The organism is Pseudomonas sp. FW305-20 (assembly GCF_058788075.1).
This window is the reverse complement of the sequence record NZ_JBYTAJ010000018.1, coordinates 23,738-48,015: the sequence shown is the minus strand read 5'-3', so window position 1 is coordinate 48,015 and position 24,278 is coordinate 23,738. Positions and strand designations below refer to the sequence as shown.

Genomic DNA, 24,278 nt, shown 5'->3' with positions numbered 1-24,278 from the left:
ACTTACTGTATTTGTCGCCACATGATGCGACGGCTGCCGCCGCTGCCGGGCTTTTCCACCAGGGAGCTGATGCCACCGCTGGAGTCGTTCACAATCTTGCGGGTCGCATTGTTGACGATCGCGTTCAGCGTCGGAATACCACCGGTGAAAATCACTCCGCTGGAGATCGAATCCTTGATGTCGACCAACCCGTCGCCATTGCTGTCGAGCACCGCGTAATTGAGCATCTTACCGCTGAATGCATCGAGCTCGACCAGTTTGCCGGTACCGAAACTGGCGCAAGGATCGGTGGTGTCGACGCTGGCCGTGGTGAACACGATCCGGCTGGCCACCAGATTGGCCTGATTGATTACCCGCTCTCCCGTCAGCACGTTGTTGTACACCAGCGGCAAGTACCAGCCTTTCTTCGCCGGGTAGGTCACTTCGTTCTGGCTGGTGGTGATGAATTGCCCCGTGCTGCCCGAAAAAACGCCGGTCACCGCCTGCGCCTGCAAGCTGGAAGCGGTGACTTGTCCCGCGCCACCCTCCGCATCCCACACCGCGTAGAACGCCTGTAGATCCTTGTTGGTCTTGTCGGCCGCCTCATTGAATTTACCGGTACCGAAAAACACTTCCTTGCCGCCCAATGCGTGATCGGCCAGCAACGGTTGCGCAGTAATCGGTTGGGTCGCGCCGCCTGCCGTGGTGAAAAACGGCTTGCCGGAAAACGCCACGCCCCAGGTGTCGGAGCTAGTGCCACTCAAATCGAACTTCCACAATCGCCCTTTCAGATCGCCCCCATAGGCGGCCTGCACCACATTTTGCGAGTTGACCCTGAGCTTCACCGACGACAGGCCATTGGTGGTTTCCGTGCTGTCGACCACGATTTTCTTGATCAGCGAGCCGTCGCGGATATCCACCACATACAGCGCTGCCACCCCGGAGTTGCTGCCATAACCGTTGGAAATGAATGCCGCCCATCGACCGTCGGCCAAGCGTGCCACTTCCGGTCGCGCGTAGGCATAACCCAGATCATTGAAAACGTTCGCCGTGTTTGCTGTGGCCGGCGCGCTGATCTCCCACAACGCTTTCGTTACGTTACCGGCCGATGCGTCGAACAGTTGCAGTGCATAAAAGGTTTTGCCGCCCGCCCCTGTTCCTCCAATCGCCAGGGTTTTCCAGGCGCTGTCGAGTTGGGTATCGAACACGCCGACCTGACCGTCGACCAGGTATTTGTGGCTCACCCCATTGATGTAAGTGGGGTCAGCGATGTAGCGCAATGCTGGCAGCACACTGGAGGGCATATAACCGTAGCGTCTGACACCGCTGGTCGAGTTGATGACATTTACAAAACCGTCGTTGGCGTTCACCACAAGACTCGCGGTCATGTTGGCCGCTTTGATGGCGAGGTAGGAGCTGTAAGTGGTGTCACCCACCAGATCGGATGCGGTTTGGTCTGTGGGCCCGGCCAGCACGAGAGGTGAATTGATGATATCGCCGAGCAATACACTGCGCGTTCTCAATCCGGTTTTGTTGGTGCCTTTGCTCCACTCCACCAGATCGCTGCCGGTGATACCCGTGGGCAGGTCCTGGCTGAGAGAGGTCTGCTGCGCCGAGGAAAAATTGCCGTAGGCCAAGCTAACAGCGGCGTTGGTCACGGTATTCCAGGACTGGTAGGTCGGCGCGGTAGCACCGGGCACGATGGTGGTATCGGTCGTCCACAGCACTGCGGCCGTGTTCACCGCGCCAGCCGATGTGAAGCCAAAAGACTTGATGGTGCCGCGCCAGTCCTTGGGGTCGTAGCTGGTCTGGAAGTAACTTGAATTGCTGGACAACGTCGTGCCGTTGGCCACACCACTGCCGCCAGAGCCCGCCTTGGAGGTGATGTCGCTGAGGGCTGAAGACAGCGAACTGTTGAGCCCGGCGTCATCAGTCGCCTGACAATACTTGCCCTGCCCGTAGGTCGCGGCGTCCGCCAGCATTTGGTTTGCCGCGGCAAACCCCACGGTGTAGGTACTCATGTTCTGCCGAGGAAAATCCGCGGCATCCCAGCTTTTGCCAGCGGCATCGACTCCCGTGGAGCGCATGTCGATATCGAAGGCAAACTTGGCGATGTCATCCAGGTACAGGGTATCGCCCTCGTCGTCGCCAAAGCGGTTAGCGCCATCGTTGTTGCTGATCCCGTCCCAGTTCGGCAAGAGGCTCCCAGCCAGCGGATCGTCAGGGGGAAAGGTTCGGTCGTAGGTGGGCAGTCCATCGGTGATCACCACCCCATAGTTTCTCTGGCAGCGATACTGAACCGGGCTGGTATAGGTGGTGGGCCTCGAGTTGTTGTACGGCGTCATGCCACGAAAATAACGGGTGATCTCGTAATAGGCTTCAGCCAAGGGCGTATTGGCCTGGGCGCTCAGTTCATCGATTCCGGCGATCAAGTCATTGTAGTTTTCATCGGCCTGAGCCTGGGTCACGGAGCCGCTGACGGCCGCCAAATCGCTGATCGAACGGACGATGTAACCGCCGTCATTCTTATGGTTGCCGACCGCCAGGTTGAACGTCGCCAGACCAATGCGCAGCGAGCGGTTGCTGGCCACCAACGTCTTGGAAACGTTGCGCGCCACATTCATCCGGTAATCATTGGGAATCGAGCCATCGGTGAAATCCCGGTCGGAATTCTTTGCAAGGCTTACCAGATACGACAGGTATTTCGCCGAATAGCGAGTGTCCTCCCCCCCCACCGGATCGGGAAGCTTCAGGCAAAACGAATCCTGACCGATAACACTGTTGCTATAAAAACCGTACCAATCCTTCGAACAGGTTCCTCGAGTCAAACTCGACAAGGAAATATTGCTGTCGGTCATATCAAGTTCCCGCCCTTTCGAGCAGGAGCCATTCGAGAGGCAAATACTCACCTGAGGACGCGCAATCGTCGGGTCGAAGTCAGCCGCCCAGATAATGCTGTTCATACTCCCCGAGTCATCGAGTAACAGCATCACATTGGGGGCCACGGCGGCGGCATTCAACAGCGGCGAATCCGAGGGTGTGAAGGCATATGTCGGCGCTGCCAGATAAAGGCTCGACGCCGCGCCGCAGAACAACTGCAACAACCAACGGCGCCAGCCTGTGCGGGCCTCAGTACTTCGCATAGATACTCTCCACCACACTGCGCGAGTTGCCCGCGATGCCCACGGCGGTCACCCGGTACAGCGTTGCCGACGTGTTGCTCGGCACGTTCACGGCAGTCAGGGTGGTGCCGATGTTCTGCACCCCGTAAAAGCCGCTACCAGAGGCGATCCAGGCCACCCCCGATGTTGAGTTGAACCCGGCGACGGTTATGACCGACGCTTCGGCCGGCGGCGCACATTGAATGGTGCCGCTGCAAACCGGCAAGGAATAGGTATCCAGTTGCACCGCGCTTTCGCCGACACGCAATGCCGCTTCTGCGCCCTGGAACGACTGGTTGCGCAGGATCACACTGCTGGCCATTTTTTCCTGCAACGTGGCGCTCTGCATTGATGAAAGCCCGATCAACGTCAGCACCAGGAGAAACACCAGGCTGACCAACAGCGCCATGCCGCGCTGGGCGTGAGGGGTCATGGGAGCATTTCTCATCGGCCCTCCCCTCATGGCAACCGGTTGCGCAAGGCGGCAACCACGTTGAAGGTTTGTTCGCGTACCCGGTCGTTGGGGTCGGTCAGCGTCAGCGTCAGTCGCACACTGCGGATTCTTGCCGGATCGGATGGGTTGCTGCTGTAGGTAGAGGCGGCCGAATCGGTGGCCGAACTGGCGAGGCCGAAGCTCACATTGAAGGCCCTGACATTGTTCACCAGCACCTGTTGCGTCGGCGTGCCGGCACCGGAGCCCATCAGCAGTTGGTTGTTGTTGAAGCTGTAGACCAATCGCCGGATCGGAAATGCCAACTGCCCAGACGTCGGCGTTCGTGCATCGGTGTAGGCCGTTGCGGTGTTGCGGCAATCGGAAATCACCGTCCAGGTTGGCACCCCGCCACTGCCGCCGACATCGGCGGTAACCAGCGTTAATTTAAGATTGGCATTGTCCCAACTGATCGGCGTGATTTGACTGGCGTTGAAGTTCCCGGCCGAGCTGGCGTCGATAATCGTGCCCAGGCAACCGAACATGCCGACCATGCGGATTTCCTGAATCATTTTGCTCAGGACGAACCGTGCATCTTCCTGCATGCCGGCGGCGGTGCTCTGACTGACGTAGGTGTTTTTAGCGGCGATAAAGATCTGCGCCACACCCAGCACCACAACCAGACTCAACGCCAGGGCGATCAGTAATTCGATCAGGCCGAACCCTTTGCTGGCTCTGATCATGGTGTTGTCGCCGGATCAACGGTGGCGCGACTGGTAAGGACAAAACTGCGGCGCGAATCGGCGGTATTGGCGGCCCGTGAGTCGTCCCAGGTGATGGTAATGGTGTACACCCGCTGGTTGCGGGTGATGCTGCCGGTCGCCGTGGCGCCGGCGAAATTGACGATGTTGCTGGTGAAATCGTAAAGGTCCTGATCCCGGGCCACGCTCAGGTTGCCCGAGGTCGGAGGCGTGACGGTGTAGTCGGCGCCGGAGTTGGCGCGAATGCGGTCCATCATGTCGTAGGCGATGAAACTCGCCTGGCTGGTCATCCGCGAGCTGTCAGTGTATTTCAGCGCATTGAGCTGAATCGCCGCCGCGCCCAACAACCCTACGGCCAGCACCAACAACGCGACCAGTACCTCGATCAGCGTCATGCCTTCCTGTGCGCGCTTGCTCCAACCCCTCATCCGCAACTTCCACCCAATAGAATTCGTCCGTTCAAACACACATTCAGCGTCCTGCTCTGCGCCCCCAGTACATAACCGATCACGACCGCCGTGGACGGCGCCGACAAACCGCCCAGATTGTTGAAATCAATTGCGGTCACTCCTGAGGTTAGCGTCAGAGTCGCCCCGCTGCTCATTGCTGGAACAACCCGCAATACATTGGCCGGATTGCCAGTACCGTCATAAACGGTCAACTCGCCGGCCCAGACACTGCCGTCTGCTGTCGGGCGAACCCGGGTGGTAACGCCCCGGTCGATAGCCTCAAGCCGGGCGAAATTGAGCGCGCGTTGCAGGTCGCCGATCTCGGTATCGGCCTTGGTGTTTTGCACCGAGCGGGTAAACGCCGGCACGGCCAAGGTGATCAGGATCAGAAACACGGCGAGCGCGATCAGCAGCTCGACCAGCGTGAAACCTTTTGTACGATGATCCATCGGTGCCCTCCGTTGCCGTCGGCTATACCTGCTTCTACACGCTAGAACATTCGACCGGCAGATGTACGGTTGTTTTGCCATTACTCGCGCAGGGATCGCGCGGGCCGCAGCACTCCAGGGAGGGAGATGACATGCATCAGCGAGGTTTCAGCCTGATCGAACTGCTCATGGGACTGACAATTGTCGGGATTGTTCTGCTGTTGGTCAGTCCGGCGTTTGCTGCACTGACTGAATCGAACTATCGCGAGCAGATGGCCGAGTCGCTTATCAGTGGTATACGCAACGCCAGAACCGTTGCCATCACTCGCAATCAGAGCGTCGTGATTCACGCCATCAACGGTGACTGGAGTGAGGGTTGGCGGATCATTCTGGATATCAGTGGCAAAGGGGCGGAGGACAACAGCAATCCGCTGCTGGTCGAGCGCGCGAGTGGCACTCGGGTGCCGATTGTCGGCAATTGGCCGGTCAGGCGATACATACGCTTCAACAGTAATGGCGAGCCACAGATGCCCGGCCGGGCCTTTCAAGCGGGGACATTGCACATTTGCGCCGCCGGCGAACCGGTCACTCAGCTGCAGGTGGTGCTGGCTGCGACCGGCCGTGTCAGCCTGCGCAGCCATAAGGCTGAGCAGGCGCTGTGTCCAGCGGGCAAAAACGTTAAAGCAGGGAGCGCACGCGCAACTCTTTAGGCATGGAGAAGGTGATGTTCTCCTCGCGACCGGCCAGCTCATCGGCACCGGTAGCGCCCCACGCCTGCAACTGCTGGATCACGCCACGCACCAGCACTTCCGGTGCGGAGGCGCCAGCGGTGATGCCGATTCGCTCGACACCGTCGAACCAACTCTTTTGCAGGTCTTCGGCGCCATCAATCAGATAGGCGGGAGTCGCCATGCGTTCAGCGAGTTCACGCAAACGATTGGAGTTGGAGCTGTTCGGGCTGCCGACCACCAGGACCACGTCGCATTCGTCGGCCAGTTGCTTGACCGCGTCCTGACGGTTTTGCGTGGCATAGCAGATGTCGTCCTTGCGCGGACCGCCAATGGCCGGGAACCGAGTACGCAAGGCGTCGATCACGCGACTGGTATCGTCCATGGACAGGGTAGTCTGGGTCACGAACGCCAGTCTTTCAGGGTTATTCACCTGCAATTCGGCGACGTCTTTTTCGTCTTCGACCAGATAGATCGCGCCGCCATTGCTGCCATCGTATTGGCCCATGGTGCCTTCGACTTCCGGGTGACCGGCGTGGCCGATGAGGATGCATTCACGGCCATCGCGGCTGTAGCGTGCCACTTCGATGTGTACCTTGGTCACCAGCGGGCACGTGGCGTCGAACACCTTCAGGCCACGGCCAGCGGCTTCAGTGCGCACAGCCTGGGAAACACCGTGGGCGCTGAAGATCACGATCACGTCATCGGGCACCTGATCCAGTTCTTCGACGAAAATTGCCCCGCGAGCACGCAGGTCTTCGACGACGAATTTGTTGTGGACCACTTCGTGGCGCACATAGATCGGCGGCCCGAAGACTTCCAGGGCGCGATTGACGATTTCGATCGCCCGGTCCACACCAGCGCAGAAGCCACGGGGGTTGGCGAGTTTGATTTGCATGCGGTGCCTCGTGTCTTGCGCGCAAGAAATAGCGAAAACAGTGAAAAACTTAATGTGGGAGCGAGCCTTTGTGGTGAGGGGATTTATCCCCTCCCCACAAAGGCTCGCTCCTACAAGTTACAACGATTTGACGTTGATGATCTCGACGTCAAAGGTCAATGCCTTGCCGGCCAGCGGGTGGTTGAAGTCGATGGTCACTTGCTCGTCATCGAACTCTTTCACAACACCAGGCAACTCAGTATTGGCTGCATCGTTAAAGATCACCAGCAAGCCAGGCGACAGTTCCATGTCCTTGAACTGCGAGCGCGGGATGATCTGTACGTTCTGCGGGTTGGGTTGGCCAAAAGCGTTTTCCGGCGCAATCGTCAGCGTACGCTTGTCGCCAGCCTTGAAGCCGAACAGCGCTGCTTCGAAACCTGGCAACAGGTTGCCGTCACCGACCTTGAAGGTCGCCGGGGCTTTGTCGAAGGTGCTGTCGACCGTGTCGCCGTTCTCCAGGCGCAGTGCAAAGTGCAAGGTGACTTCCGTGTTCTGGCGGATGCGTTGCTCAGCCAATACCTGTTCAGTCATGAACGGCTTCTCCGGTTTTCTTACTTTTGAACATGTCCAGCGCAAGCATTACAGCACCGACAGTGATTGCACTGTCGGCAAAGTTGAACGCCGGGAAATACCAGCGGTTCTGCCAATGCACCAGAATGAAATCGATCACATGGCCCAGGGCAATGCGGTCGTACAAATTACCCAGCGCGCCACCCAGCACCAGCGCCAAAGCGACGGCCAGCCAGGTTTCGTTACGCCCCAGGCGCTTGAGCCATACCACCAGCACGCCACTGACCACTGCAGCGATCAGGGCAAACAACCAGCGCTGCCAGCCGGAACTGTCGGCCAGGAAGCTGAATGCCGCACCCGTGTTATAGGCCAGGGTCCAGCTGAACAAATCGGGGATCACCACGATTTGCTGGAACATCTCGAGCTTGCCTTCGAAGTAGAACTTGCTGGCCTGGTCGATGACCAGGACCAGCAAACTCAACCAGAGCCAGCTCAGCCGTCCGAAACGGCCAACGGCATTAGGCATAGTGACGAACCTCGCCAGCGCCGCTGATGTTGTCGACGCAACGACCGCAGATTTCCGGATGCTCCGGGTTGACGCCGACGTCTTCACGGCAGTGCCAGCAACGGGCGCACTTGGCGTGGCTCGACTTGACCACTTGCAGTTTCAAACCGCTGACTTCGGTGACCACGGCATCGGCCGGCGCCTGAACGAACGGTGCAACGGTGGCGGTCGAGGTGATCAGCACGAAGCGCAGTTCGTTGCTCAGCTTGGCCAGGTCGGCGCTCAGCGCCTCTTCGGCGAACAGCGTCACTTCGGCTTGCAGGTTGCCACCGACGGCCTTGGCCGCGCGCTGGATTTCCATTTCCTTGTTGACCGCGACCTTCACCGCCATGATCCGCTCCCAGTAGGCGCGGTCCAGCTCGACGTTTTCCGGCAGCTCGGTCAGGCCTTCGTACCAGGTGTTGAGCATGACCGATTCGTTACGCTCGCCCGGCAGGTATTCCCACAGTTCGTCAGCGGTGAACGCGAGGATCGGCGCGATCCAGCGCACCAGCGCTTCGGAGATGTGGTACAGCGCGGTTTGCGCCGAACGGCGCGCCTTGCTGTTGGCGCCAGTGGTGTACTGACGGTCCTTGATGATGTCGAGGTAGAAACCGCCCAGCTCCTGCACGCAGAAGTTGTGGATCTTGGAGTAGACGTTCCAGAAGCGGTATTCACCGTAGTGCTCTTGCAGCTCGCGTTGCAGCAGCAGGGTGCGGTCCACGGCCCAACGGTCCAGCGCCAGCATTTCTTCGGCCGGCAGGATGTCGGTGGCCGGGTTGAAGCCGGTCAGGTTCGAGAGCAGGAAGCGCGCGGTGTTACGGATCCGCCGGTAGGCGTCCGCACTGCGCTGCAGGATCTGCTCGGAAACCGCCATTTCACCCGAGTAATCGGTGGAAGCGACCCACAGACGCATGATGTCGGCGCCCAGGGTGTCGTTGACCTTTTGCGGCGCGATCACGTTGCCCAGGGACTTGGACATCTTGCGGCCGGACTCGTCGACGGTGAAGCCGTGGGTCAGCAGCTCGCGGTATGGCGCGTGGTTGTCGATGGCGCAACCGGTCAGCAACGACGAGTGGAACCAGCCGCGGTGTTGGTCCGAACCTTCCAGGTACAGGTCGGCACGTGGACCGGCCTCGTGGCCCATCGAGTGCGAACCGCGCAGAACATGCCAGTGCGTGGTGCCCGAATCGAACCAGACGTCCAGGGTGTCGCTGATCTTGTCGTACTTCGGCGCTTCGTCACCGAGCAACTCGGCAGCGTCCATCTTGAACCAGGCTTCGATGCCTTCGACTTCGACGCGCTTGGCGACTTCTTCCATCAACTCGGCGGTACGTGGGTGCAGCTCGCCGCTTTCCTTGTTCAGGAAGAACGGAATCGGCACGCCCCAGTTGCGCTGACGGGAGATGCACCAGTCCGGACGGTTGGCGATCATCGAGTGCAGGCGTGCCTGGCCCCAGGCCGGAACGAACTTGGTCTCTTCGATGGCTTTGATCGCCCGCTTGCGCAGGGTATCGCCGGTCACAGGTTCTTTGTCCATGCCGATGAACCACTGCGCGGTGGCGCGGTAGATCAGCGGGGTTTTGTGGCGCCAGCAGTGCATGTAGCTGTGTTCGATGATGCTGGTGTGCAGCAGCGCACCGACTTCGGTCAACTTGTCGACGATGGCCGGGTTGGCCTTCCAGATGAACTGGCCGCCGAAGAATTCCAGCGACGGTACGTAAACGCCGTTGCTTTGAACCGGATTGATGATGTCATCGTTGACCATGCCGTACTTCTTGCAGGTCACGAAGTCGTCCACGCCGTAGGCTGGCGAGGAGTGAACCACGCCGGTGCCAGCGCCCAGTTCAACGTAGTCGGCCAGGTAAACCGGCGACAGACGATCGTAGAACGGGTGACGGAAGTTGATCAGGTCCAGCTCTTTACCGGTGGTGGTCGCGATGACCGAGCCTTCCAGGTTGTAACGGGCCAGGCACGACTCGACCAGCTCTTCAGCCAGCACCAGCAGTTTGTCGCCGACGTCGACCAGGGCGTAGTTGAATTCCGGGTGAACGTTCAACGCCTGGTTGGCCGGGATGGTCCACGGGGTGGTGGTCCAGATCACGATCGAGGCAGGTTTGGCCAAGGACTCCAGCCCGAAAGCGGCAGCCAGTTTGGCCTCGTCGGCAATCGAGAATGCCACGTCGATGGTCGAGGACTTTTTGTTCTCGTACTCGACTTCTGCTTCAGCCAAAGCCGAACCGCAGTCGAAGCACCAGTTCACAGGCTTGAGGCCCTTGAACACGAAACCGCCCTTGACGATTTCGGCCAGGGCACGGATTTCGCCGGCCTCGTTTTTGAAGTCCATGGTCTTGTACGGGTTGGCAAAGTCGCCCAACACGCCCAGACGGATGAATTCGGATTTCTGGCCTTCGATCTGCTCGGTGGCGTAGGCACGGCACAGTTCGCGGGTCTTGTCCGCGCCCAGGTTCTTGCCGTGGGTCACTTCGACTTTGTGCTCGATCGGCAGACCGTGGCAGTCCCAGCCCGGAACATAAGGCGCGTCGAAACCCGAGAGGGTTTTCGAGCGGATGATCATGTCCTTGAGAATCTTGTTCAGCGCATGACCGATGTGAATCGTGCCGTTGGCGTACGGAGGACCGTCGTGAAGTACGAACTTCGGACGATCCTTGCCAATCTCGCGCAACTTACCGTACAGGCCAATGCTGTCCCAGCGCTGCAGAATCTGCGGTTCGCGCTGAGGCAGGCCGGCCTTCATTGGGAAGGCGGTGTCCGGAAGGTTTAGCGTGGCTTTATAGTCGGTCATTTAAGGCTCTTCATTAGCGATTGGCGCTAGGTGCGACAGGGCACGGGCGGCGGCAACATCCGCATTGATCGCCGTCTTAAGCGCCTCCAGAGAGGCGAAACGCTGCTCTTCACGCAGCTTGTGGTGGAAAACCACCGTCAAACGCCGGTCATACAGATCGCCGGCAAAATCTAAAAGATGCACTTCGAGGTGGGCTTTGCCATCACCTTGAACGGTTGGCCGCACGCCAATGTTGGCGACGCCTGGCCAGGTCTTGCCGTCGATGTCGACGTTGACCAGGTAAACCCCGGTCAGCGGCACGCGACGACGCTTGAGTTGTATGTTGGCCGTCGGCGTACCCAACTGGCGCGCCAGCTTCTGGCCATGCAGGACCCGCCCGGCAATCCGGAACGGACGCCCGAGCAGTCGCTCGGCCAGGGCAAAATCGGCAGCCGCCAAGGCATTGCGAACCTGGGTGCTGCTGACGCGAATACCGTCGAGTACGACCGTCTGTGCTGCTTCGACGGTAAAACCTTGCAGGACGCCGGCCTGTTGCAGGAAATCGAAATCCCCTACCCGGTCACAGCCGAAACGGAAATCGTCACCGACCTCCAGGTGCTGGACACCGAGGCCGTCCACCAGAATGGTATCGACGAATTCGGCGGCGCTGAGCTTGCTCAGGCGCTGGTTGAAGGCCAGGCACAGGACCCGGTCGACACCTTCTTCGGCCAGCAGCTGCAGTTTGTCCCGCAGCCGGGCCAGACGGGCCGGTGCCGTGTCCGGGGCGAAAAACTCCCGCGGCTGCGGCTCAAAAATCACCACGCAGCTGGGCACGCCCAACTCGAGCGCACGCTCACGGAGCCTCGCCAGGATAGCCTGGTGGCCGCGGTGAACACCGTCAAAGTTGCCAATAGTGGCGACACAGCCCCGATGCTGGGGGCGCAGGTTGTGGAGGCCTCGAACCAGCTGCATAACGCGCTTCTTGCTCATAAAGTGGTCGATTATAACCACACCCGGCGGCCGACGACAGGCAACACCGTAACCCAAAGTGATCGAGCCGACAAAACCGTCGATTCGCCCGTGTTTATCGAGGTCATGACCTCAGCTCAGCGCTTTGCGATTGAAGTCGCGCAAACGGAAGCCCATCAACAGCAACATGCCGAAATAAGCCACCACACCGGCAACGACCAATGCACCCAGACGCAGGAACCGCTCCAGCATATGCCCTTGATCCCAGGCTGGCATGAAATGCATTCCGACCAGTAACACAGCCGACATCACCAACACCGCTATCAACAGCTTGAAGCCAAATTTCGCCCAACCCGGTTGCGGTTCATACATCTGCTGTTTGCGCAGCTGATAGAACAGCAGCCCGGCGTTAATGCACGCGCCGATGCTGATGGCCAGCGCCAGGCCGGCATGGGCCAGCGGGCCGATCAACACCAGGTTGAACAACTGGGTAACGACCAGGGTAAAAATCGCAATTTTTACCGGCGTACGGATGTTTTGTTGCGCATAAAAGCCCGGCGCCAGCACTTTTATCACGATAATCCCGAGCAAACCGACCGAATAAGCGATCAGCGCCCGTTGGGTCATGGAGGCGTCAAACGCGCTGAACTGGCCGTACTGGAACAAGGAAACCGTCAACGGTTCGGCGAGAATCCCCAGTGCCAGTGAGCACGGCAACACCAACATAAAGCACAGGCGCAGCCCCCAATCGAGGATCCGCGAATATTCTTGGCGATCCTTGCTGGCGTAGGTCTTGGCCAGGGTCGGCAAGAGAATCGTGCCCAGCGCCACGCCCAGCACACCGGACGGTAATTCCATCAAACGGTCGGCGTAGTACATCCAGGACACGGAACCGGCGACCAGGAACGAGGCGAAAATAGTATTGATGATCAGCGAAATCTGGCTCACGGACACGCCGAGAATCGCCGGCAGCATTTGTTTCATGACCCGCCAGACGCCGCTGTCACGCAGGTTCAGGCGCGGCAACACCAGCAGTCCGAGCTTTTTCAGGTGCGGCAGCTGATAGAGCAATTGCGCCAGACCACCCACCAGCACTGCCCAGCCCAGCGCCATCACCGGCGGATCGAAGTACGGGGTCAGGAACAGCGAAAAGACGATCATGCTGACGTTGAGCAGTGTCGGTACAAAGGCCGGCACCGAGAAACGGTTGTAGGTATTGAGGATCGCACCGGCCAATGAAGACAGGGATATCAGCAAGATATAAGGAAAGGTCACGCGCAACAGGCTGGCCGTCAGCTCGAATTTTTCCGGCGTATCGGCGAAACCTGGCGCGGTCGCCCAGATGACCCACGGCGCAGCGAGCATGCCCAAAGCGGTGACCACCGCCAGCACCAGTGTCAGCAGGCCCGAGACGTAGGCAATGAAGGTTCGCGTCGCCTCCTCGCCCTTCTGGCTTTTATATTCGGCAAGAATCGGTACGAATGCCTGGGAAAAAGCCCCCTCGGCGAAGATCCGTCGCAGCAGATTGGGCAATTTGAAGGCGATAAAGAAGGCGTCAGTCGCCATCCCGGCGCCAAATATGCGCGCAATGAGAGTGTCACGAACGAACCCCAGAATCCGGGAAAGCATCGTGATAGAGCTGACGGCGGCTAACGATTTGAGCAGATTCATTGAAAGAGTTTGTGCCTGTCGATAAACAGCAGGCGAACAAAGCGCCTACTTATGCGATACTCCGCGCCGCAGCAGCACAGAGCCAAAGCTCGCGAGTTTACAGGTCAAGCGCCGGAAATAAATATCCCGCCTCTTTATACCTACCACTTAGCGGAACGTCTCAACCGCCCTTGACAAGACATCAACTCATCGGCATGATTCGCGGCCTATTTTGTTTGCTATTTCCTAAAAAGTCTTTCGAGGAGCTCGACGGTGGCCAACACACCTTCCGCCAAAAAACGTGCAAAACAGGCTGAGAAGCGTCGCAGCCACAACGCCAGCCTGCGTTCCATGGTTCGTACCTACATCAAGAATGTAGTTAAAGCCATCGACGCAAAAGACGCTGAAAAAGCTCAAGCTGCTTACGTTCTGGCCGTGCCAGTTATCGACCGTATGGCCGATAAAGGCATCATCCACAAGAACAAGGCTGCTCGTCATAAGAGCCGCCTGAACGGTCACGTCAAGGCTCTGAACCTTGCTGTTGCCGCATAAGCGATAAGCTTGTTAAAAAACCGACCTCAGGGTCGGTTTTTTATTGCCTGCGATTTGGCAACCCCAGCGCAAAAAAAATGGGAAGGGGCAGCCCCTTCCCATATTTTTGATCTTCTTTAGATTACTGCGCCTGCGCCCACGGCAGGATCGGGATGGCGGTGACCGCATTCTGCGGACTGCCCTCGATCACACGATCGCTATAGACCAGGTACACCAGCGTATTGCGCTTCTTGTCGAGGAATCGCACCACCTGCATGGTTTTGAACACCAGCGACGTGCGCTCCTTGAACACCTCGTCACCATCCTTCAGCTCGCCTTTGAAGCTGATCGGTCCGACCTGACGACAAGCAATAGACGCTTCCGCGCGATCTTCAGCCAACCCCAAACCACCCTTCACGCCACCCGTCTTGGCCCGCGACAGGTAGCAAGTCACACCCTCGACCTTTGGATCATCAAACGCTTCGACGACGATGCGGTCGTTCGGACCGACAAACTTGAACACCGTCGACACCTGACCAATCTCCTCGGCCGAGGCCAGCAACGGCATCATCAACAGCAGACCCAACAATCCTTTTGCCACGCGCATTCAGGTATTCCTTCAGACCAGGATCAGGTTATCGCGATGAACCAGTTCCGGCTCCGCCATGTAACCCAACAGACCGACAATCGCCTCAGACGACTGACCGATGATTTTTTGTGCTTCCAGCGCGCTGTAGTTGGCCAGGCCTCGAGCGATTTCACGACCATCCGACGCCACGCAAACTACCATCTCACCACGACGGAAGCTGCCCTGGACCAATTTGACCCCCACAGGCAGCAAACTTTTGTTGCCTTGGGACAGCGCCGTCACCGCACCAGCATCCAGCACGAGCGTGCCGCGGGTTTGCAAGTGCCCGGCCAGCCATTGCTTGCGCGCTGCCAGCATGCCGCGCTCGGGCGACAGCAAGGTGCCAATGCGCTCGCCAGCCTTGAGACGATCCAGCACGCGCTCAATACGCCCACCAACGATGATGGTGTGCGCACCGGAGCGAGCCGCCAGCCGCGCAGCACGCAATTTGGTCTGCATGCCCCCACGACCCAGCGCACCACCCGTACCGCCCGCCACCGCATCCAGCGCCGGATCATCGGCGCGCGCCTCGTAAATCAGATTGGCGTCAGGGTTGTTGCGCGGATCGGCGTCGAACATGCCGTCGCGATCAGTAAGGATCACCAGCAAGTCAGCCTCGACCAGGTTGGCTACCAACGCTGCCAGGGTGTCGTTGTCGCCGAAACGTATTTCGTCGGTGACCACGGTGTCGTTCTCGTTGATCACCGGAATAACTTTCAGCTCGACCAGCGCACGCAAGGTGCTACGGGCATTCAGGTAGCGCTTGCGGTCGGACAAGTCATCGTGAGTGAGGAGAATCTGCGCGGTATGCCGGCCATGCACGGCAAAGCTCGATTCCCAGGCCTGCACCAACCCCATCTGACCGATGGCGGCGGCGGCCTGCAGCTCGTGCATCGCACTGGGTCGCACGGTCCAGCCCAAGCGGCTCATGCCGGCCGCCACCGCCCCGGAGGACACCAGCACCAGCTCGACGCCAGCCTCATGCAAAGCCACCATCTGCTCGACCCAAACACTCATTGCCGCGCGATCCAGCCCCTTGCCATCCGCTGTCAGCAAAGCGCTGCCGATCTTCACGACCCAACGCCGCGCACCTGTCACCTTGCTCCGCATCATCTTCAACCTTAGCTTGAGGACAGCGCGACCTGGCACTGCCCGTAACGTTATTCGTGGTTATTCGTGACCAACTATCGATTTCCAGATACTAAAACGCCGCTCCAGTGAGCGGCGTTTAAGTTTATCGCAACGAATCAGTCACGCACGTAAATGATTTCCGGACCGTCTTCGTCATCCACATCTTCTTCGTCCCAATCATCGTCGCCGATGTCGTGGACCGACTTCACGCCGCTACGGCGCAGGGCACGCTGGTCATCCAGGGCCTGCAACTGAGCACGGGCTTCGTCTTCGATGCGCTGATCGAGTTCGGCCAACTCTTCCTTGTACGCAGGGTCGGCAGCCAGGCGATCGGCACGATCTTCCAGATAACGCATGATGTCGTGGCACAGACGCTCGGTACCCAGCTTGGAGATCGCCGAGATCACATAGACAGGACCGGTCCACTCCAGGCGATCTACGATTTCCTTGACGCGTTCGTCGTGCTCTTCCTCAAGAATCTGGTCGCACTTGTTCAGCACCAACCAACGATCGCGCTCAGCCAGGGACGGGCTGAACTTGGTCAGTTCGCTGACGATCACTTCGGCAGCATCCGGAGCGCTGGTGTCATCCAGCGGCGCCATGTCCACGAGGTGCAGCAACAGACGGGTACGCGACAAGTGCTTGAGGAAGCGAATCCCCAGGCCTGCGCCGTCGGAAGCACCTTCGATCAGGCCCGGAATATCCGCGACCACAAAGCTTTTCCAGCGATCGACACTGACCACACCCAGGTTCGGCACCAGCGTGGTGAACGGGTAGTCGGCGACTTTCGGCTTGGCGGCCGATACAGCGCGGATCAGGGTACTTTTACCGGCGTTCGGCAAGCCCAGCAGGCCGACGTCAGCCAATACCTTCATTTCCAGCTTCAGGTCACGCGCCTCGCCCGGCTTACCCGGAGTGGTCTGGCGCGGAGCACGGTTGGTACTGGATTTGAATCGGGTGTTACCCAGACCGTGCCAGCCGCCATGAGCCACCAGCAGTTTCTGGCCAGCTTTGGTCAGGTCGCCGATCACTTCCTGGGTGGCAGAGTCGATGACGGTAGTACCGACCGGAACACGCAGGACCAGCTCTTCACCTTTTTTGCCGGTGCAGTCAGTGCTGCCGCCGTTGGAACCACGCTCGGCATCAAAGTGCCGGGTGTAACGGTAGTCCACCAGGGTGTTGAGGTTTTCGTCGGCGATCATGTAGACCGAGCCGCCATCACCACCATCACCGCCGTTCGGGCCGCCGTTTTCAATGAATTTTTCGCGACGGAAGCTCATGCAACCGTTGCCGCCGTCACCGGCCTTTACTCGAATCGATACTTCATCAACAAACTTCATAACAAAACGCCTCTCGTCATACGGACGAGCCGAAAAACACTAAGACATAAGACTCTTGCAAAAATGAGCGCAGCGACCTCAATCAACGACCGCAAATCCAGCGCTGGAGCCCATCACAAACAGCTTTGCAAGAGACTCACCCCACAAACGAAAAAGCCCCGTCGCGAGACAGGGCTTTTCCAGCAACTACGCAATTATGCCGCGACGACTTCAGTCTTCGGGACAATGCTTACGTAACGACGACCGAAGGCGCCCTTTACTTCGAACTTGATCACGCCGTCGATTTTAGCGAACAGAGTGTGATCCTTGCCCATGCCAACGCCGTAGCCAGCGTGGAATTGGGTGCCGCGCTGACGCACGATGATGTTGCCCGGAATGATAACCTGGCCGCCATACATCTTCACGCCAAGGCGTTTGGCTTCTGAGTCGCGACCGTTACGGGTACTACCACCAGCTTTTTTGTGTGCCATGAGTCAATTCTCCTAGTGAGGAATTAGGCTGAAATTAAGCCTGAATACCGGTGATTTTGATCTCGGTGTACCACTGGCGGTGGCCCATACGCTTCATGTGGTGCTTACGACGACGGAACTTGATGATGCGGACTTTATCGTGACGACCTTGGGAGATCACTTCAGCCACAACGGTAGCGCCAGCAACAACTGGAGCGCCGATGTTCACGTCATCGCCATTGGCGACCAACAGAACGCGATCAAAAGTTACGGATTCGCCGGTAGCGATTTCCAGTTTTTCGATCTTCAGGTATTCACCTGGGGCGACCTTGTATTGCTTGCCACCAGTAACAATTACTGCGTACGACATGGTATTTCTCCGATAATCCTGCTCACCCAGCTCTTTATAAGAAGAGGTATTGGCTGGCATGGCTGCATTGGGCTGGAAGGCCTGTTTGCAATTGCGTAAGGCAGGTGCTGCCCAGGAAGTTCAGGGTGCGCGATTGTACGCAAGCTGCCGAGGCGATGCAAGAGGCCGTCCATCGTGCCTTGACACCCGCCGACGTGGGTCCTAGCATGCCGCGCAACCCTTCTGGAGCAACTGTCGCTGATGCAACCCCAAGCTTTCTACCGCGCGGTGGCGGACGATTTTAGCGCCGTCGACGGCATCATCAAGAAGCAGCTGACTTCCCGAGTGCCGCTGGTATCGAAAATCGGCGATTACATTACCTCGGCTGGCGGTAAACGCCTGCGTCCTCTATTAGTGTTGCTGTGTGGCAAGGCACTGGGGCGCGAAGGCGATGACCTGCGCCTGCTGGCCGCGACCATCGAGTTCCTGCACACCGCAACCCTGCTGCATGACGACGTAGTCGACATGTCCGGCATGCGCCGTGGCCGCTCGACCGCCAACGCCATGTGGGGCAACGCCCCGAGCGTGCTGGTGGGCGACTTCCTGTATTCGCGGTCCTTCGAAATGATGGTCGAACTGGGCTCCATGCCGGTGATGAAAATCCTTTCGCAAGCCACGCGCATCATCGCCGAAGGCGAAGTGTTGCAACTGTCGAAGGTTCGTGACGCCAGCACCACCGAAGAGACCTACATGGAAGTCATCCGCGGCAAGACCGCGATGCTCTTCGAGGCCTCGACACACAGTGCTGCTGCGCTTTGCGAAGCGACATCGGAACAGTCGGAAGCCCTGCGTACATTCGGCGATCATCTGGGCGTGGCGTTCCAATTGGTCGACGACCTGCTGGACTATAAAGGCGACGCCGAAACCCTGGGCAAAAACGTCGGCGATGATCTGGCTGAAGGCAAGCCGACCTTGCCGCTGATCTACACCATGCGCGAAGGCACGCCGGAGCAGGCTGCCCTGGTACGCAAGGCGATCCAGAAAGGCGGCATCGAAGACCTGGAAAGCATCCGCGAAGCCGTCGAAGCGTCTGGTTCGCTGGATTACACCGCGCAACTGGCCCGTGACTACGTGGCCCGCGCGATCAAATGCCTCGATGCACTGCCTGCCAGCGAATACCGCGATGCTCTGGTCGAGCTGAGCGAGTTTGCGGTCGCCCGCACGCACTGATTCATCCCCCTGTGGGAGCCCCCTCGCCACGGGCCGCTCCCACAGGTTATTTAGCGCCACGCCCTCTTCGGCCTAAAACCCTATATAATGTGCGACTTTTAGCGATCCTCAATCCAAGGAGCTTTAGTGAGCACGTTGCCACCCTGCCCAAAATGCAATTCCGAATACACCTACGAAGACGGCGCCCAGTTGATCTGCCCTGAGTGCGCCCACGAGTGGTCCGCCAGCGGCGAAGCCGAAGCAGTGTCCGATGACACCGTGAAAAAGGATTCGGTCGGCAATGTCCTGCAGGACGGCGACACCATCACCGTGATCAAGGACCTCAAGGTCAAAGGCACATCGCTGGTGGTCAAGGTCGGTACCAAGGTCAAGAACATCCGCCTGTGCGATGGTGATCACGACATCGACTGCAAGATCGACGGCATCGGCCCGATGAAGCTCAAATCCGAGTTCGTCAGAAAAGTCTGAGCCTGCTGTATTCCATCCCGCGTCCTGCGTGGGATGGTGCTTCACCCTCCCCCGCGTCGCCCAATAATCCCTCGCAATAGACAAACGCCAGCCGCTTTGACCTTACGCAAGCTTTACCCTTAAAAAAACACAAACCGCCAATAGGTCCTTGCTATTTGATGAATAAGAATTATTCTCATTGAAACCCATCAATGGAGATGAGACCCATGACTTATTTGATCGACGCCTGGCTGGACCGCCCACACCCTTACCTCAGGATCCTGCATCGGGAAACCGGGGAAGTCTGTGCGGTGCTTGAAGAAGAAGCCTTGAACGAGCTGCAGGATCAGGGTGATCTGGACCTCAACGGCTTGAGTTCCAGCGAGCCGGTGGTGCTCAAGGAACTGGTGCGCAATCTGTTTCTGTTCTGCTATGCCCGGGCATTGCGCCCGTCTCATGATCTCAATACAAAGTTCGAGGTATGAAGATCACTGCAAAAACTGTGGGAGCGAGCCTGCTCGCGAAGGCTGACTAGCATTCAACATTTCAGTCGATTGTTATGCCGCTATCGCGAGCAGGCTCGCTCCCACATTAGCCCGACGTAGCATCGGGCCAGGTATTACAGAACGTCGAGCAGTTCGACGTCGAACACCAGCACGCTGTGCGGCGGAATGCTGCCAACGCCTTGAGCGCCGTAAGCCAGTTCGCTCGGCACGTACAGACGCCATTTGCTGCCGGCGTTCATCAGTTGCAGGGCTTCGGTCCAGCCAGCGATCACGCCGCCAACCGGGAATTCTGCAGGCTGACCACGATCGTAGGAGCTGTCGAACACAGTGCCGTCGATCAGAGTGCCGTGGTAGTGAGTGCGTACTTGATCTTCACGGGTTGGCTTGGCGCCTTCACCTTGAGTCAGCACTTCGAATTGCAGGCCGGAAGCCAGGGTGGTGATGCCGTCACGCTTGGCGTTTTCAGCCAGGAATGCCAGGCCTTCGCCAGCAGCGGCTTCAGCTTTGGCAGCTGCTTCAGCTTGCATGATTTCGCGAATGACCTTGAAGCTCGCGGACATTTCTTCCTGGCCCACACGGCTTTCCTTGCCGGCGAAAGCGTCGGTCAGACCTGCCAGGATCGCGTCCAGGCTAACGCCCGGTGGCGGGTTGTCGCGCAGTTGGTCGCCCAACTGACGGCCAATACCGTAGCTGACGCGGGTTTCGTCGGTGGACAGATTTACTTCGGACATGACACTGCTCCGCTGTGCGGACGGCCCTGGAACTCGCCGTGCGTACACAGCGCGCCCCGGAGCGCCCGGAACCAAAAGGGCCAGCAGACTAGCACAGATGCCATTGAGTTGATGAGAGCTGTCAGTGCTGCCACGCGATGGGTACCTTCAGGCTCTCTTCGGAACTGGCACCGAGCCCACACATCTCGTCATGAACCGAAATGTGTACAAGGTTGAACGGCAAGCTGGGAAAGGCATGAAGCACTTCACGCGCATGCTCGACCGAACGCAAATGAAACATCTGGCCGCGGGCATCACTCAATGGGTACGCCGCGCCATGCATCCGCGCTTCCAATAGATAGATCCCGCCTTCCATCGAGATCAGGTTGAGTTCATCAATCTTCCCGGCGATGGCATAGGCATTCAACTCTTGCAGGTTCATGAACACACCTCACACAGTGGCGAGCCAAGATCATTACAGGCATAGGCCTCGGCGCTTCAAAGTACAAGCCATAAACGACACCGCCCGTCTGTTTCGCAACATTCGGGCGGTTGGGTATACCGGTAAAAGCGATCAGTGCTTGGTCAGCTTATCCAGATAGCCCATGGCAAACGCCGAAATCACGAAGGTCATGTGGATGATCACGTACCACTTCAAATGCTCGGGATCGACGTTCTTGGCGTCCATGAAAATCCGCAGCAGGTGGATGGACGAAATGGCCACGATGGAAGCGGCCACCTTCATCTTCAATGAAGAGGAATCCATGGTGCCCAGCCAGTTGAGCTTTTCCTTGTCGTCGTCGATGTCCAGTTGGGAAACGAAGTTCTCGTAGCCGGAAATCATCACCATCACCAGCAAACCGCCTACCAGCGCCATGTCGATCAGCGAGAGCAGCACCAGAATCAGATCCGACTCGGCCATCGAGAACACGTTAGGGATGACGTGGAAGACTTCCTGGAAGAATTTCAGCGCCAGGGCCAGCAGCCCAAGGGACAGACCGAAGTAGATTGGCGCCAGCAGCCAGCGACTGGCGTACATTGCGTTTTCGATAAAGCGTTCCATTGACTCTCACACGTGGGGTTGAAAATGGCTGCGAGTATACCAGCCGCCTGTCTATACCCAGAAGCAGACAGAAACCGTTGGGAAATCCGCAACCTGCGCGTGTGTGACAAGGTTTTTCTGCTAGTGTCCAAAGCAATGACAGCTCAGCGACAGCGGACAGGAAGACGGGAAATGGATGTGCGATTGCCTTTAACGAGCGCCGGAATTTGCCTGGCTTTGCTGATGAGTGCCTGCTCACCCAGCGAGGAGAAGCGCCAGGTCAGCCTCGAGGAAAGGACGGCGCAGTTCGAGAAGTCTCTGGAGGCGATTCAGGACCCAAAGCTCAAGGATGCCGTGGCTGAACTTGGCGGCTCACTGTTGTTGCTTGAGCGTGCGCAACTCAAGCTCGACAGCAAACCGGTGGAAACAGAATATGGCGAAGACGCCCTCGCGATCCTCAAGCACTATCCGACGCCCCAGGCTTTGGTCGACACGTATATCAACGGCCTGTTCGTGCTGCACAAGGATTCCAGTTCCGACTACCTGACCGACCTGCAACCGGTGCTCCCCTTCAACTTCAACATTCCGGCCGCGTATCTCTTTCCCCATAGCCTTGAATGGCAATCGGTAACTTTGAGCAACAAACGCGTCATTCAATATCAACCGGAATGGTCAGAAACCGATCCTGGAATTCAACTGAGCCCATCGAGCTCAAACCTGACCAACCCTGAAGACCTGACGGTGACCTACCCCTTCATCGATGGCCTGGGTGTCGAAAACACGAAACAGCCACAACCGGTGAGCCTGCAAGGCAAGGTGGAAATCATCGCGCCGGGTCGGCTCTACAGCTTCGACCTGACGAAAAAGGACGTTGGCCAGACTCGCACCAACGACAACCTCAGCGTCACCCTGCTCAACCTTGCAAACAACTATGCCGAAATCGAATTCAACAACAGCGCGCCACTGGCCCCGGAGGTCAGCCAAATACCGTTGAACCCGCTGATCGTCCAGGCCAGGGACAGCACCGGGCAATTTCTCTCGCGCTCAGGCTCGATCAACGAAACCTCCGCACAAATAGCCTTCTATCAAAAACAACTGGCGAAAATGCAACAGCAGAAAGCCTGGAGCGAGAGCTTCGAAGAACAGCTCGAGGAAGAACAGCGCGCCTTTGAGAAGCAACAGAGCCGACAGTATTCCAAGGTGTACTTCAACGGACCGATCGAAACGCTTGAGGTCAGCGTACTGGACTTTTCAACGGCCACGGTGACTCGCAAGGACTTGAACCTGCCGGTACTTCGCTTCGACCCACATACCACGCAAAAGACCATCCAGCCCCTGACACTGCCGGTGGTGGTGTACGACGACCAGGCCCCGAGCTGGCTCAAGGGCGCCACACTTGGCGAGGAACAACTGAAAAAAAGCGTCCGCATCAGTCAGTCGGTCGAAGACCCCAGCGCCGCGCGTATCGACTTCGATCACCCCAAAAGCTTCAATGATGAGCTGCTCGGCACCTCCTTCAACCCTGGCGAAAGCCCGGTCAGCTTCTTTACCGAGGACAGTAACGGCAAGCGCGATGAGCCGATCGAATTGCCGCCTGAGGCTTATCAGGTCGATCCCCTGCGCGGCACTATCACCTACGACTTGAACCTGTTTCCGGAAACGCCGGCTTACGCAGTGGGCTCCATGCCGTTGTTTCTCGCCAGCATCGAAAAGAAAACCATCGACGCCCACCAGCTGCCCAAAGGGCTGACGCTCAAAGGCAATGCGTTGGTGGTTGATCTGAAGCAGTTTCCCGCCCAGGACTGGCGTTTCTTCGCCAAGGACGACAGCGGCAATTATCTGAAGGAGATTCTGGCGGTCAGCCACGATGCGAGCGCGGAAGGCCCGGCATTATTGGGGGTGCATTATTTCTACGGGCAACCAACCCGCCTGGAAACCTATCAACGAACCGACCTCTCCACCGTGCAATATGGCTTTGAGGTCAAACTCGATAAGGCGGACACCTCCCACCTTGTTCAATAGTTTGCTCAATGCTCGGGCCGAAACTCGAAGCCTCCAGAGTTGCGGCAGCGGCCACCATTGATTTCCCGCAACTGAGCTTGCAGGTGCAGGCACCAGATTTGCGGATCATCGGCCAGCTCATAGCCATGCAGGGTGAGACTTTCAACGATGGTGTCGAGGATCGACTCAGCCACAAAGGGGCCATGAAACGGGCCCTGGGCTTTAATGGCGGAGGGTTGTTCGCCGGCCATCCCGGCGGCGAAGAGTAAGGTCCACATGCCCGTATCACCCGCCAATGGGCGGATGGCACACTCGATACGGGTCACAAGGCCCAGGCATTGACGGGTAAGGCAGAGGTTGCGCGACATGGCGGCGACCCTCGGTAGATCCGGTATTCAACCCCCACGGGAGGGCTGTCTCGATCCAGTGATTACTGTCGATATCCTTGACCTGAGAATAGAGGAAAAGTCTGACTAGCACGTCAAGTGGGACCAGAAGGCGCCGAATGGTCATTGTGTGAATATTGACGTCAGAGTGATGGCACTTTTTCAGCGTTCACTTAATACAAGTGTGGGAGCGAGCC

At 58.3% G+C, this 24,278-nt stretch carries 26 protein-coding genes; 6 read left to right on the top strand and 20 right to left on the bottom strand.

The genetic code is table 11. The annotated features are described in order from the left end of the window. Nucleotides 1–2 precede the first annotated feature (2 nt). From AC3WP4_RS16890 to AC3WP4_RS16870, 5 genes are read right to left on the bottom strand one after another with little or no spacing between them, the layout of a single operon-like run. Nucleotides 3–3,122, bottom strand: a complete 3,120-nt coding sequence (locus tag AC3WP4_RS16890; RefSeq protein ID WP_102616153.1) for a pilus assembly protein — start codon at nucleotides 3,120–3,122, stop codon at nucleotides 3–5. Next, nucleotides 3,109–3,588 (bottom strand): pilus assembly PilX family protein, encoded by a 480-nt coding sequence (locus tag AC3WP4_RS16885; RefSeq protein ID WP_074871018.1) that lies wholly within the window; start codon nucleotides 3,586–3,588, stop codon nucleotides 3,109–3,111. The genes AC3WP4_RS16890 and AC3WP4_RS16885 overlap by 14 nt, the downstream gene beginning before the upstream one ends. Before the next feature lie 11 nt (nucleotides 3,589–3,599). Continuing rightward, nucleotides 3,600–4,313 (bottom strand): PilW family protein, encoded by a 714-nt coding sequence (locus AC3WP4_RS16880; protein WP_074871019.1) that lies wholly within the window; start codon nucleotides 4,311–4,313, stop codon nucleotides 3,600–3,602. Next, nucleotides 4,310–4,759 carry a type IV pilus modification protein PilV gene (pilV, locus tag AC3WP4_RS16875; protein WP_074871020.1) on the bottom strand — a complete coding sequence of 150 codons (450 nt, stop codon included), beginning with the start codon at nucleotides 4,757–4,759 and terminating at the stop codon, nucleotides 4,310–4,312. The genes AC3WP4_RS16880 and pilV overlap by 4 nt, the downstream gene beginning before the upstream one ends. Next, nucleotides 4,756–5,229 carry a GspH/FimT family pseudopilin gene (locus AC3WP4_RS16870; RefSeq protein ID WP_102616152.1) on the bottom strand — a complete coding sequence of 158 codons (474 nt, stop codon included), beginning with the start codon at nucleotides 5,227–5,229 and terminating at the stop codon, nucleotides 4,756–4,758. The genes pilV and AC3WP4_RS16870 overlap by 4 nt, the downstream gene beginning before the upstream one ends. Before the next feature lie 131 nt (nucleotides 5,230–5,360). Between AC3WP4_RS16870 and AC3WP4_RS16865 the strand changes: the two genes are divergently transcribed. Continuing rightward, the gene (locus AC3WP4_RS16865; RefSeq protein WP_074871025.1) at nucleotides 5,361–5,918 is read left to right on the top strand and encodes a GspH/FimT family pseudopilin; all 558 of its coding nucleotides are present in this window, start codon (nucleotides 5,361–5,363) and stop codon (nucleotides 5,916–5,918) included. On the opposite strand, the gene ispH is transcribed toward AC3WP4_RS16865, so the two are convergent. From ispH to murJ, 6 genes are all read right to left on the bottom strand, one after another. After that, nucleotides 5,887–6,834, bottom strand: a complete 948-nt coding sequence (gene ispH, locus AC3WP4_RS16860) for a 4-hydroxy-3-methylbut-2-enyl diphosphate reductase (RefSeq protein ID WP_007901894.1) — start codon at nucleotides 6,832–6,834, stop codon at nucleotides 5,887–5,889. The two genes, AC3WP4_RS16865 and ispH, sit on opposite strands and share 32 nt — an antisense overlap. A 117-nt stretch (nucleotides 6,835–6,951) precedes the next feature. After that, nucleotides 6,952–7,389 (bottom strand): FKBP-type peptidyl-prolyl cis-trans isomerase, encoded by a 438-nt coding sequence (gene fkpB, locus AC3WP4_RS16855; protein ID WP_173860468.1) that lies wholly within the window; start codon nucleotides 7,387–7,389, stop codon nucleotides 6,952–6,954. A gap of 7 nt (nucleotides 7,390–7,396) precedes the next feature. Next, nucleotides 7,397–7,909: a signal peptidase II gene (lspA, locus tag AC3WP4_RS16850; RefSeq protein WP_074871028.1), complete on the bottom strand. Its 513-nt coding sequence runs from the start codon at nucleotides 7,907–7,909 to the stop codon at nucleotides 7,397–7,399. Further along, entirely contained in the window at nucleotides 7,902–10,733 is a 2,832-nt protein-coding gene (gene ileS, locus AC3WP4_RS16845) for an isoleucine--tRNA ligase (protein ID WP_102616150.1), read from the bottom strand. Before ileS ends, lspA begins: the two co-directional genes overlap by 8 nt. Then, a complete protein-coding gene (ribF, locus tag AC3WP4_RS16840) occupies nucleotides 10,734–11,684 on the bottom strand; it encodes a bifunctional riboflavin kinase/FAD synthetase (protein WP_074871032.1) in 951 nt (316 codons plus the stop codon). Nucleotides 11,685–11,813: 129 nt separating this feature from the next. Further along, on the bottom strand, nucleotides 11,814–13,352 hold the full coding sequence (gene murJ / locus AC3WP4_RS16835; RefSeq protein WP_074871036.1) for a murein biosynthesis integral membrane protein MurJ: 1,539 nt from the start codon (nucleotides 13,350–13,352) through the stop codon (nucleotides 11,814–11,816). A gap of 252 nt (nucleotides 13,353–13,604) precedes the next feature. Here murJ and rpsT point away from each other — a divergent pair, with 252 nt between their 5' ends. Next, nucleotides 13,605–13,883: a 30S ribosomal protein S20 gene (gene rpsT / locus AC3WP4_RS16830; protein ID WP_008154937.1), complete on the top strand. Its 279-nt coding sequence runs from the start codon at nucleotides 13,605–13,607 to the stop codon at nucleotides 13,881–13,883. 121 nt (nucleotides 13,884–14,004) lie between these two features. Here the strand turns inward: rpsT and AC3WP4_RS16825 are convergent, their stop codons facing one another. The 5 genes from AC3WP4_RS16825 to rplU all read right to left on the bottom strand — a co-directional run bounded on the left by AC3WP4_RS16825 (nucleotide 14,005) and on the right by rplU (nucleotide 17,780). Next, nucleotides 14,005–14,469, bottom strand: coding sequence for a CreA family protein (locus tag AC3WP4_RS16825; RefSeq protein WP_074871037.1), 465 nt, complete (start codon nucleotides 14,467–14,469; stop codon nucleotides 14,005–14,007). Nucleotides 14,470–14,481: 12 nt separating this feature from the next. Then, the gene (proB, locus tag AC3WP4_RS16820) at nucleotides 14,482–15,600 is read right to left on the bottom strand and encodes a glutamate 5-kinase (protein ID WP_074871039.1); all 1,119 of its coding nucleotides are present in this window, start codon (nucleotides 15,598–15,600) and stop codon (nucleotides 14,482–14,484) included. Nucleotides 15,601–15,737: 137 nt separating this feature from the next. Next, a complete protein-coding gene (gene cgtA, locus AC3WP4_RS16815) occupies nucleotides 15,738–16,961 on the bottom strand; it encodes an Obg family GTPase CgtA (RefSeq protein WP_076029690.1) in 1,224 nt (407 codons plus the stop codon). 194 nt (nucleotides 16,962–17,155) lie between these two features. Further along, nucleotides 17,156–17,431 carry a 50S ribosomal protein L27 gene (rpmA, locus tag AC3WP4_RS16810; RefSeq protein ID WP_017340859.1) on the bottom strand — a complete coding sequence of 92 codons (276 nt, stop codon included), beginning with the start codon at nucleotides 17,429–17,431 and terminating at the stop codon, nucleotides 17,156–17,158. Between the two features lie 34 nt (nucleotides 17,432–17,465). Further along, entirely contained in the window at nucleotides 17,466–17,780 is a 315-nt protein-coding gene (rplU, locus tag AC3WP4_RS16805) for a 50S ribosomal protein L21 (RefSeq protein WP_003176051.1), read from the bottom strand. Between the two features lie 240 nt (nucleotides 17,781–18,020). Here rplU and AC3WP4_RS16800 point away from each other — a divergent pair, with 240 nt between their 5' ends. The 3 genes from AC3WP4_RS16800 (at nucleotide 18,021) to AC3WP4_RS16790 (ending at nucleotide 19,921) form a co-directional block, all read left to right on the top strand. Beyond that, the gene (locus tag AC3WP4_RS16800; RefSeq protein WP_033054288.1) at nucleotides 18,021–18,989 is read left to right on the top strand and encodes a polyprenyl synthetase family protein; all 969 of its coding nucleotides are present in this window, start codon (nucleotides 18,021–18,023) and stop codon (nucleotides 18,987–18,989) included. 126 nt (nucleotides 18,990–19,115) lie between these two features. After that, entirely contained in the window at nucleotides 19,116–19,457 is a 342-nt protein-coding gene (locus AC3WP4_RS16795) for a zinc ribbon domain-containing protein YjdM (protein WP_008154270.1), read from the top strand. A 206-nt stretch (nucleotides 19,458–19,663) separates the two neighbouring features. After that, nucleotides 19,664–19,921, top strand: coding sequence for a PA4570 family protein (locus tag AC3WP4_RS16790; RefSeq protein WP_074871042.1), 258 nt, complete (start codon nucleotides 19,664–19,666; stop codon nucleotides 19,919–19,921). Nucleotides 19,922–20,055: 134 nt separating this feature from the next. On the opposite strand, the gene bamJ is transcribed toward AC3WP4_RS16790, so the two are convergent. From bamJ to AC3WP4_RS16775, 3 genes are all read right to left on the bottom strand, one after another. Continuing rightward, nucleotides 20,056–20,673 carry a BamJ family beta-barrel-assembly machinery protein gene (gene bamJ / locus AC3WP4_RS16785; RefSeq protein ID WP_046048787.1) on the bottom strand — a complete coding sequence of 206 codons (618 nt, stop codon included), beginning with the start codon at nucleotides 20,671–20,673 and terminating at the stop codon, nucleotides 20,056–20,058. 121 nt (nucleotides 20,674–20,794) lie between these two features. After that, nucleotides 20,795–21,094, bottom strand: a complete 300-nt coding sequence (locus AC3WP4_RS16780; protein ID WP_074871044.1) for a DUF6482 family protein — start codon at nucleotides 21,092–21,094, stop codon at nucleotides 20,795–20,797. Nucleotides 21,095–21,226: 132 nt separating this feature from the next. Next, a complete protein-coding gene (locus tag AC3WP4_RS16775; protein WP_033054284.1) occupies nucleotides 21,227–21,715 on the bottom strand; it encodes a TIGR00645 family protein in 489 nt (162 codons plus the stop codon). A gap of 171 nt (nucleotides 21,716–21,886) precedes the next feature. On the opposite strand from AC3WP4_RS16775, the gene AC3WP4_RS16770 reads away from it, so the two are divergent. Next, a complete protein-coding gene (locus tag AC3WP4_RS16770) occupies nucleotides 21,887–23,716 on the top strand; it encodes a hypothetical protein (protein ID WP_102616149.1) in 1,830 nt (609 codons plus the stop codon). A gap of 5 nt (nucleotides 23,717–23,721) precedes the next feature. Here AC3WP4_RS16770 and AC3WP4_RS16765 read toward each other — a convergent pair whose 3' ends face one another. Then, nucleotides 23,722–24,063, bottom strand: a complete 342-nt coding sequence (locus AC3WP4_RS16765) for a PA4575 family protein (RefSeq protein WP_074871047.1) — start codon at nucleotides 24,061–24,063, stop codon at nucleotides 23,722–23,724. Nucleotides 24,064–24,278: the final 215 nt, after the last annotated feature.

What these genes read in the sequence shown, in the direction of transcription:
- AC3WP4_RS16890 (WP_102616153.1), bottom strand. Translation starts at nt 3,122, where the DNA reads ATGCGAAGTACTGAGGCCCGCACAGGCTGGCGCCGTTGGTTGTTGCAG.
- AC3WP4_RS16885 (WP_074871018.1), bottom strand. Translation starts at nt 3,588, where the DNA reads ATGAGAAATGCTCCCATGACCCCTCACGCCCAGCGCGGCATGGCGCTG.
- AC3WP4_RS16880 (WP_074871019.1), bottom strand. Translation starts at nt 4,313, where the DNA reads ATGATCAGAGCCAGCAAAGGGTTCGGCCTGATCGAATTACTGATCGCC.
- pilV (WP_074871020.1), bottom strand. Translation starts at nt 4,759, where the DNA reads ATGAGGGGTTGGAGCAAGCGCGCACAGGAAGGCATGACGCTGATCGAG.
- AC3WP4_RS16870 (WP_102616152.1), bottom strand. Translation starts at nt 5,229, where the DNA reads ATGGATCATCGTACAAAAGGTTTCACGCTGGTCGAGCTGCTGATCGCG.
- AC3WP4_RS16865 (WP_074871025.1), top strand. Translation starts at nt 5,361, where the DNA reads ATGCATCAGCGAGGTTTCAGCCTGATCGAACTGCTCATGGGACTGACA.
- ispH (WP_007901894.1), bottom strand. Translation starts at nt 6,834, where the DNA reads ATGCAAATCAAACTCGCCAACCCCCGTGGCTTCTGCGCTGGTGTGGAC.
- lspA (WP_074871028.1), bottom strand. Translation starts at nt 7,909, where the DNA reads ATGCCTAATGCCGTTGGCCGTTTCGGACGGCTGAGCTGGCTCTGGTTG.
- ileS (WP_102616150.1), bottom strand. Translation starts at nt 10,733, where the DNA reads ATGACCGACTATAAAGCCACGCTAAACCTTCCGGACACCGCCTTCCCA.
- ribF (WP_074871032.1), bottom strand. Translation starts at nt 11,684, where the DNA reads ATGCAGCTGGTTCGAGGCCTCCACAACCTGCGCCCCCAGCATCGGGGC.
- murJ (WP_074871036.1), bottom strand. Translation starts at nt 13,352, where the DNA reads ATGAATCTGCTCAAATCGTTAGCCGCCGTCAGCTCTATCACGATGCTT.
- AC3WP4_RS16825 (WP_074871037.1), bottom strand. Translation starts at nt 14,469, where the DNA reads ATGCGCGTGGCAAAAGGATTGTTGGGTCTGCTGTTGATGATGCCGTTG.
- proB (WP_074871039.1), bottom strand. Translation starts at nt 15,600, where the DNA reads ATGCGGAGCAAGGTGACAGGTGCGCGGCGTTGGGTCGTGAAGATCGGC.
- cgtA (WP_076029690.1), bottom strand. Translation starts at nt 16,961, where the DNA reads ATGAAGTTTGTTGATGAAGTATCGATTCGAGTAAAGGCCGGTGACGGC.
- rpmA (WP_017340859.1), bottom strand. Translation starts at nt 17,431, where the DNA reads ATGGCACACAAAAAAGCTGGTGGTAGTACCCGTAACGGTCGCGACTCA.
- rplU (WP_003176051.1), bottom strand. Translation starts at nt 17,780, where the DNA reads ATGTCGTACGCAGTAATTGTTACTGGTGGCAAGCAATACAAGGTCGCC.
- AC3WP4_RS16800 (WP_033054288.1), top strand. Translation starts at nt 18,021, where the DNA reads ATGCAACCCCAAGCTTTCTACCGCGCGGTGGCGGACGATTTTAGCGCC.
- AC3WP4_RS16790 (WP_074871042.1), top strand. Translation starts at nt 19,664, where the DNA reads ATGACTTATTTGATCGACGCCTGGCTGGACCGCCCACACCCTTACCTC.
- bamJ (WP_046048787.1), bottom strand. Translation starts at nt 20,673, where the DNA reads ATGTCCGAAGTAAATCTGTCCACCGACGAAACCCGCGTCAGCTACGGT.
- AC3WP4_RS16780 (WP_074871044.1), bottom strand. Translation starts at nt 21,094, where the DNA reads ATGAACCTGCAAGAGTTGAATGCCTATGCCATCGCCGGGAAGATTGAT.
- AC3WP4_RS16775 (WP_033054284.1), bottom strand. Translation starts at nt 21,715, where the DNA reads ATGGAACGCTTTATCGAAAACGCAATGTACGCCAGTCGCTGGCTGCTG.
- AC3WP4_RS16770 (WP_102616149.1), top strand. Translation starts at nt 21,887, where the DNA reads ATGGATGTGCGATTGCCTTTAACGAGCGCCGGAATTTGCCTGGCTTTG.
- AC3WP4_RS16765 (WP_074871047.1), bottom strand. Translation starts at nt 24,063, where the DNA reads ATGTCGCGCAACCTCTGCCTTACCCGTCAATGCCTGGGCCTTGTGACC.